Genomic DNA, 8,235 nt, shown 5'->3' with positions numbered 1-8,235 from the left:
TCTATCCCTGTACTCTTAAATTTGAACCTTAATTCCATTCTTTGGGTTTAATACGAGCACTGACTTTGACGAATCCCTGACTGTTCCTCAAGCAGCGGTTGACAAATGCGCTTGTTTTGCCATATAATAAGCTAAACGCGTTAACGAAGCGCAGGAAAACTTCCCGATTGCCATTGGCTGAGGAGAGGAAATCTTGTCGCCTCCTTTAGCACGTAAGACAATCGAGGAGGTGTTTTTATGTTTAAAGACCAAACGTTGACTTGCAAGGACTGCGGCCAGGAATTTGTTTTCACCGCGGCGGAACAGGAATTTTACGCCGGAAAGGGATTTACCAACAATCCCGGCCGCTGCCCGCAGTGCAGGGCTGCGAAAAAAAGCATGAACAGGGCTTCTGGGTCCGGCTACAGCCGGGAAGACCGCCAGATGTATTCGGCTGTATGCTCGGCCTGCGGTCAAAAAACGGAAGTGCCGTTCAAGCCTAACGGCGAGAAGCCCGTTTACTGCAGCGACTGTTTCAGGATCCGTTCCCGCAGGAACTGGTAAGCAAAAGTTGGGCCAGGCAAAAATTCCAGGGGTTATCTCCTGGAATTTTTTTATTTGCAAAACAATAAAAAAATATTTCTGTTATTTGTAATAAAAAATTTTATTAATTACAAATATGACATGTAGTACTAAAATATGATATAATCATATAAAATTTAACATTAAATGAGAAATAATGTAAACAAAGGATTATAACTGGAAAATGAAACAGGGCCGGCTTTACAATTTCTGTCAGGAGTGATTTTTTTGGGTGGTTTCCCCAAAGCCCATCTTGTTTTTCCTTCTATAGAGCAGGCGGCACTTGAAGAATTCAGCAAATGCTGTTTGATTACAGGCAGAAATTCGACCCTGGAGGAGACCTGCAACTGGGCACAAGAAGGTGGGGGAGAGGACCCTGACCTTATCTTGATTAATTGTGCTGCCTGGTTTTCAGGTTCGCAATTACCTGAAAGACTATTAAGAAAGAAGTTATTACAAAATCTTTCCACACTGAAAAAAAACCGTCCGGCAAGCCGGCTGGTACTTCTTTTGCCTGCTAGAGCAGCGGCGGAAACACAGTTTATTAGCGGGCTGCTGCAAGCAAGGGTCTATAATTTTTGGTTCCTGGACAGTTACGACAGGGAAGATATTATAAATTTTATTTACACGGACAGGTCGCTGGCCGAAGTAGAAAGATACCTTGAAAAAAGTGAAAAAGAGCTGGCAAACATAAAATCAACCGGGAGGAAGAAAAGAGCGGGCCTTGCCGGCGATTTAAAGAGAATACATCAACCTTATTACGTAAAATCAAACATAATCGCTTTTTGGTCGGAGGATGATGCCCTGTTGAATCACGGGACAGCCGTGCTGACAGCGCTGAACCTTGCCGAAAACGGCTTCAAGGTAGCCTTGATCGAGACTGTATCGAGCATTCCCCGTCTTGCCAGCACTTTGTCATTGCCTCACCCGTACTATAATACCCGGCACGCTTTATCCATGTTTGCCGGACGCAAGACGGAGTTTTACAAGGACTGCCTGTTTAACGCGGAAAAATATCAACAAGATAAACACACGGCAGGAATTTCCCCGGATGTTGGCGATTTTCCTCCGAACCTGTATTTTCTCCCCGACGGCAGGCGTGAAGACAACCTGAAATGGGCAGAAATGGAAAACAACTGGCGCAGTTTTATAACGGAACTGGCGAGAGTCATTCTTTTTCAAAAAGATTTCAATTTTTTGCTTTTTTGCGGGCACGGGAAAAGCATGTTTAATGACGTGGTATTGGACGAGCTGGCATACATCAAATTTATTACCGTGAACATGCTCCCCTGCAGTATTGTCTATGGGCTCAAGGAAATGAAAGACGGGCCGGGAAAAATCAATCTTATCGGGACAAGCAAAATAGGGTATATCGAAGACCAGTTGAACGACTTAAAAAAACCACCGCTTCTCTACCCTCCCCGGTCCTTCGCGGAGGAGTTCACAGACTACGTTTATTTAAAGAAAAAAAGCAGGATCGGCCCTGAGACCCGTCATTTCATCAAGCAGGTAACTGAACTTATAGGTATAAAAAGCGATCTTGATGAGCGACCGGGGGGCCGGGGAAGTTTAATGACGCTCAGGAACCTGCTCAAAATCAGCAAGCGCTGAATTTTGAAAACCTATTCATTGTTTATTGCGGACTTTTAAAAACTGCATCCGTTTTTTGGGGGAAAGATGTTTTTATTTAAAAAGAAATATCCGGGCTCGAAAAAACCAAAGGAAGTGAAGGCCCAGGTAATTGCCGTCTGGTCACCGCCGGGGAATAACACTACAAAGTTCAGCCTTGAACTGGCGAGAGAACTGGCAAAGCATACCCGCATCCTGCTCGTTGAACTTCCCTGCCTCGGCATCCCAAGACTTGGCTTTACCGCGAACATAATGGAGCGTGATAACCACACCGAAGCGCTGATACTTGAACTGGACAAGAAAGGCGAAATAAATCTAGACCGGGCTCCCAGGATGGGCGATTCTTTGACTGTTCTGGCCGCCAGTGTTTTTGCCTTTCCCGATTATCCCGTATCGCATAAAGTCGAACTGGAAACGTTAATCGGTTTTCCCGCAGAGGTCGTTAACAGAGCGCTGCAGGATGGTTATTCGATAGTAGTCTTTGACTGCCAGGGGCAGGTTACCACCCCGATGACCCACTTTGCCCTCAAACATGCCGACAGGGTGTTTATTCCGGTAACAGAGCACGGAGGTTTGGCCTTCAGCCTTCTCAACGTTAAACGCCTTGTTCAGGTTTTCAAATACGGGGCGGAAAAGTTCAAGCTGTTGGCCCGGGAAAACGTGGAAACGATTGCGGAAGTTGCGGTGATCAAAGATGAGGAAGGGCGGGAAGCGTGCAGGCTGGATGTTTTGAACGAAAACTCCAGGGAAATTGCGCAGGAACTGCTTGCCGCAACCCAGGAAGATACGGGAGCGGTAGCGTTAACCGAAGAGGAGGACGGCATAATAATCAGGCTTTGAATATGCGAATACGGGGGAGAAGAAAGTTATGGTGAGGTTTTTCAATCCCTATGAACATTTCGGACGTCCCGATATCGCCGTTATTAAAGAGATCAACGTGTCATCTACGGAACGTCTCCACGATGCGGTTAACAAGGTGAGGGCTTATTTAAGAGACGAGCACTCGCAGTCTTTTGCCAAATCCATTATTGACCCCGGGGTCCGGGAAGAAATAAAAACCGTGATCGCCGATTATCTAACGCCGAGAAGAAGCCTGCATATACCCGGCATTTCCCTGGAAAGTCTCATTAAAACGGTCCAGCAGGAAATCCTGTATTTTGGGCCTATTCAAAAGGCCCTGGACGATCCCGCCGTGACAAACATTGAAATAAACACGCCCCGTGACGTTTACATCGAGCGAAACGGGGAGGAGGAATACAGGCCGGATTTAGGCTTCAAGGATGAGGAACACCTGTTCAACGTAATAAACAAAATGCTGATTCCTCTGGGTAAAACTTTAACGGCGAATGAGCCGCACGTGGACAGCCTGTTTGAAAACTGCAGGATCTGCGCTGTTTTAAAAGCTGAACGCGGCGGGATAGCCACCGAGAGCACATGCCTTTCCATTAGAAAGTTTTCAGACGATACCATCTCGCCGGATGAGCTGGTGCGTCTTGGAACCATCAGCCAGGAAATGGAGGATTTTTTCCGGGACGTTATTCCCAGCGCCAATGTGATCATCGGGGGGGCGACCAATTCGGGAAAGACTACTACCTTGTCGGCCATTCCCCTCTTTTTTCCGGAAAACACACGGGTAATCACGATTGAGGACAGCCCGGAGATGATGCTGCGCAGGAAAAAGGCGTTTCGTAATTACCGCAACCTGGTTGCGCTGCAGACAAAGCACCACGAAAACCAGGAAAAGCGCTATGACATTGCCAGGCTTACCAGGGTTTCGCTCCGCATGAGACCGATGAAAATAATAGTGGGCGAGGTGAGGGATGGGGCGGCGGCCCGGCAAACCCACGAGGCGATGAACACCGGCCATAATTGTTATTCCACATTGCATGCCAGTTCAGCCCGCAATGCCGCCACGCGCATCGTCCAGCTGGCCGGCGACGGCTATAACGACGAGGCGATTGCGGCTCAGCTGGCGGATACGGTGGACCTGATCCTTTTCCAGCAAAAAATCAGGAAAAGCCGTATAATTACTGAAGTGGTCGAACTGAGGGGTTTTGAAGGGGCTAAACACCCAATCTGCACAACGATCTTTGAATTTGTGCAAGACGGGATCACCGGAGACGGCTATGTCAAGGGCAAACACCGCCGGGTAAACCCAATATCCCAGGAGCTGGCTGCCAGGATGCGCGCAAATTTGGTCCCCGAAGAAAACATCAGGCGCTGGCTGGGGGTGAAAAACCAGGAAGGGGTGTCGCCGGAATGTTGCCTGTAGCTGCCGGATTGCTGTTTGGAGTTTGGTTTGTTATTTCCTTTTTTCTTTTTTACCCGCCCGGTTCGCCCAGTCCCCAAGATGTTATAAGGAATAAAAAGCTTCTTGAGTTTGCCCTGAACCTGCACAAATACCAAGCGGAGGCGCAGGCTGTGGGCTGGCAAATCACAAGAAAAGAAGTGCGTTTAATTCTGCTCTCGGCTGTTTTGGCCGCTGCCGCCGTTTCATACCTGACCCGCAACCCGTTTGTTCCGCTTGCCGGCTTGGTTGCAGGGTATTACCTGCCTGGTTTTCTCATCCGGAAAAAAAAGCACAGCCTGAAACTAAACATGATCACCGGCCTGACCGATCCCTTGAGAATGCTTTTATCAAGGCTTCCTGACCAGCAAAACGTTACAAGAGCAATTGAAAGCGCCCGCGATAATTCGACAAATCCCAGCATCCGCAAGCTTTTTGACGCGTACGTAAACGATGTGGCTTTGGGAGGGAGCACCAGGGATGCCCTTTGCAACTTAAAAAGAAAAGTGGGGCTGCGAAAATTTGACCTCTTTGTTGACAATCTCATTCAGGCCCATTACGAAGGTTTTACGGCGGAAGCAATAAAAGCCCTTGACAAGGCGGTGGAAGCGATGGAATTTGACCTGCTTGCAGTAAATAAGGTAAAAGCACAAAGCAGGAACCAAAAACGCAAATTGTACCTGGCCCTGGGGACGGCCTGGCTGTTTCCTCCCATTCTATCACTGATGAACACAGGCGCACAAAACGTTTATTTAAATACAATACAGGGCAAAGTTCTCATGCTGTTTTACATCGCCGGCACCATTTACGTATACGTCAAAGGAGAAGATTACTTAAGCCTCAACCTTGACGAGCTTTGAAGGGAGAGTGTTTGGTAATGGCCGCCATCTGGTCGTTTCTTTTTCCCCTGCTTGCGGCCGCGGCTGCGGCCGGGTGGCTGTCCGGGAGGTTGTTCGACGACAGGGCTGCGGTGAAAGCTATTTACAGGGCAAAAGAAGTGATCATGTCCGAACGGGAGCTGGAAAAAGCGCGGGAGAACCGTGCGGCAAGGCACGTCCAGGGAATCATTGTTTACTTGCAGAATTTCGTGGACCTGGAACACCTGGTGATTTCCAGGATGAGAAACATGCTAAACCTGATGGGCAGCAGGAAAAAAGCGGAAAGGGAACTGGCCGGTTACGTGGTTTACGGCTTGACTGGCGCGATTCCTGTCCTGCTTGTGCCGTTTGTTACCGGCAGTTCCGGTTATCTTGTCCTCTATCCCTTCTTTGCAGGGGTTCTGGTCTGCCAGAAATATGCAAACCTGAAGAAACAGTATCGCCAGTGGCAAACGGAAATAATAAAAGACCTTCCTGAGCTTATCGATAAGCTGCGCATAAGTTTTGCCAGCGGTCGAGATTATATCTCCGCTTTTATTCAGGCCAGGGACACTTCAGGCCCGAGAGTGCGCGGCCTGATCGAAAACCTGCTGAATGACCTGCAGTACATGCACCCTGCCCAAGCTTTGAACCTTTTTGCCGAATCCATTAAAATGCCGGCGGTAACCAGGTTTGCTTCCGCGGTGAAGATTGCTGTCGAGCATGGTTACGAGTCCGCGGAAAACTATTTTCGAGTCATCGAGCAGGATTTAACGGAGATGAGAATAGCTTCGATTGAAGAACTGACCAAGTCCAAGCCGGAAAAGGTTTATCAGCTTTACCTGATCCTTTTTGCTTTGGCCGCCGGCTCTCTCGTCATCAAGGGATGGGAAATATTCGACCAGGTTAACAAAATCATGTAGACCGTAAGACATAGGACGGTGCTGCGCCCGGCCTTTTGCAGGGGGAAGTTGAAGGGAGGTGGTTCGTTATTGAGAAGGATTGTAAGGCAAAGGTGGATAAAGACAGGCATCGTAATCCTGGGCTTCCTGGTTGTATTCGCGATCACCTTCACCTTAAACAGGCAGTACATAAAAAGCAATACGGATCTGGTTCCTGTTGTTGTGGCTGCGCAAAAGATTGGCGCCTTCATGCCGGTGAAAAAGGGAACCGCGGTTTTGACCAAGAGACCCCGCTCGGTTGTCCCCGCGCAGGCTGTCGCGGATCCCGATTTGCTTTGGTCCGGCAAGCAGTATTACGCAAGTGAGCTGGGATTCGGTGAAGGAGACATTATCAGGATGGACAGGCTGACGGAAGAAAACGTGGCCGGCCCTGGGAGTCTTTCGACACTTTCGGAGCAAAACAGGCTTCTGGTGGCAGTGAACACAAACCTGGTCAAAAGCTGCGCCAATCTTGTCGGGCCGGGTGTTCTGGTGGACGCTGTGGTTTTTATCAGGAGCGATTTGCCCAGCCTGCCCGGCAGGGTCATCAGTCCTGCTGAAAACCCCGGGCTTGCCGGTCTTCTGGTCATAGACAAAAAAAATGCCGAATCGGCTTTTCCCGCCGAAAAAGGCCGCGAAGCTGTTCCCGCGGTGATAACCCTGGCTGTAGACCGGAGCCAGGTGGAATTGGTTAAAAGCATCGTCGAGTACAATGAAAAGGGCAGCATTTACTTGCTGCCGGTAGGCTTCAAAGGTGACGTTTACCTGAAATCACTGGCCAGATAAAAATCAACAATCATCTATTTTGGAAGAGGGAGGATAACGAAGATGGCAGTGTTTGTGTTGAGTCTGAAAAAAATAATTGCGGCTCGAATTAAGACGCTAACGGAACCGGCCGGCAATTTTTTTAGCAATGAACGGGGAGAGATGGTCGGGACTATAGGTTGGATGGCTGTAACCGCGACCATACTTGTCCTGGTGCACGGCCTGGTTACCGGATGGCTGCCGGGGTTTATCAACCGCATCTTCAGCCGCCTGGATACGCTGGTATGATGGGAGGCGGGCTGCGTTCCGTGTGGAAAAGCCCGGTCATGCAAGCTGAGCGGGGAGAAGGAATTTTAACCGCTCTCTATACACTTTTACTCCTGACCATTGTCTTATTTGTGGGGATAGACATTGCCGGTTACACCGCTGCAGCCTGGAAACTGCGCAATGCCTGCAGCGAAACCTTGACCCTGATGAAAATAGAAAATGGTCTCAGCAGCGAGATTGAAAGTGCTTTTTACGAGTATGCCACCGTCCAGGGGCTGGACGCAACGCTGGTTTCAGTCACAGGCACCCCGCAGAAGGTGCAAAGGGGCGACATCGTCGTCATCAAGGCTTCGATGCCGTATTGTTTGAGCTCCCTCCGCCCGTTCGGCCAGCAGCTGGTTTTTAATATTAACGTTGAAATGTGGGGGATGGCCCAGGACTTTATCAGGAGAGACGAATAAATGGGAGGAGGAGTACTGTTTGGGGAGAATTGCTAAAACCCTGGTTATCATATTTGCCCTGGTCTTGCCGGCGCAAACCCCGGCCTTGGATGAACTCAAGGTATATGTCAACGGGACAAGAATATCTTTTCCTGACCAGGCCCCTTACATCAACAGCGAAGGCAGGACGATGGTGCCGGTCAGGTTTGTTTCCCAGGCACTGGGGGCTGCTGTTGACTGGAATGAACAGGGAAAAACGGTAAACATAAGGCAGGGCTCAAAAGATATAACCTTGCGGATCGGGGAAAAAAAGGCAAGGGTTGAGGCGAACGATGTTGCTCTTGACGCGGCGGCGGCTCTGACCAACAACCGGACCATGGTGCCCCTGCGGTTTGTCAGCGAATGCCTGGGAGCCGGCGTGGAGTGGAAGGAAGCGAAAAGAGAGATTCACATCTTCACGGCTGCATACGCCTCCGATGCCGCCTGCA

At 49.4% G+C, this 8,235-nt stretch carries 10 protein-coding genes; all 10 read left to right on the top strand.

Annotated features, from left to right (window positions below):
* The first annotated feature begins 237 nt into the window (after positions 1-237).
* On the top strand, positions 238-543 hold the full coding sequence (locus tag NUV48_15120) for a zinc-ribbon domain containing protein (protein MCR4443464.1): 306 nt from the start codon (positions 238-240) through the stop codon (positions 541-543).
* Between the two features lie 246 nt (positions 544-789).
* A complete protein-coding gene (locus tag NUV48_15115) occupies positions 790-2,172 on the top strand; it encodes a hypothetical protein (GenBank protein ID MCR4443463.1) in 1,383 nt (460 codons plus the stop codon).
* A gap of 66 nt (positions 2,173-2,238) precedes the next feature.
* Entirely contained in the window at positions 2,239-3,030 is a 792-nt protein-coding gene (locus NUV48_15110) for a hypothetical protein (GenBank protein MCR4443462.1), read from the top strand.
* A 28-nt stretch (positions 3,031-3,058) separates the two neighbouring features.
* Positions 3,059-4,462 (top strand): ATPase, T2SS/T4P/T4SS family, encoded by a 1,404-nt coding sequence (locus NUV48_15105; GenBank protein ID MCR4443461.1) that lies wholly within the window; start codon positions 3,059-3,061, stop codon positions 4,460-4,462.
* Positions 4,450-5,337: a type II secretion system F family protein gene (locus NUV48_15100; protein ID MCR4443460.1), complete on the top strand. Its 888-nt coding sequence runs from the start codon at positions 4,450-4,452 to the stop codon at positions 5,335-5,337. Before NUV48_15105 ends, NUV48_15100 begins: the two co-directional genes overlap by 13 nt.
* Before the next feature lie 17 nt (positions 5,338-5,354).
* A complete protein-coding gene (locus NUV48_15095) occupies positions 5,355-6,257 on the top strand; it encodes a hypothetical protein (protein MCR4443459.1) in 903 nt (300 codons plus the stop codon).
* Between the two features lie 69 nt (positions 6,258-6,326).
* A complete protein-coding gene (locus NUV48_15090; GenBank protein ID MCR4443458.1) occupies positions 6,327-7,061 on the top strand; it encodes a hypothetical protein in 735 nt (244 codons plus the stop codon).
* Positions 7,062-7,103: 42 nt separating this feature from the next.
* The gene (locus NUV48_15085; protein ID MCR4443457.1) at positions 7,104-7,328 is read left to right on the top strand and encodes a hypothetical protein; all 225 of its coding nucleotides are present in this window, start codon (positions 7,104-7,106) and stop codon (positions 7,326-7,328) included.
* A 20-nt stretch (positions 7,329-7,348) separates the two neighbouring features.
* Positions 7,349-7,768 carry a DUF4320 family protein gene (locus NUV48_15080; protein ID MCR4443456.1) on the top strand — a complete coding sequence of 140 codons (420 nt, stop codon included), beginning with the start codon at positions 7,349-7,351 and terminating at the stop codon, positions 7,766-7,768.
* A gap of 19 nt (positions 7,769-7,787) precedes the next feature.
* Positions 7,788-8,235, top strand: a 448-nt coding sequence (locus NUV48_15075) for a copper amine oxidase N-terminal domain-containing protein (GenBank protein ID MCR4443455.1), incomplete at its 3' end; no start/stop codon positions are given.

It is taken from the genome of Peptococcaceae bacterium (assembly GCA_024655825.1).
Classification (GTDB): domain Bacteria; phylum Bacillota; class Peptococcia; order DRI-13; family PHAD01; genus JANLFJ01.
Note: the sequence above shows the minus strand (reverse complement) of the source record. Positions and strands in the feature narration are given on the sequence as shown.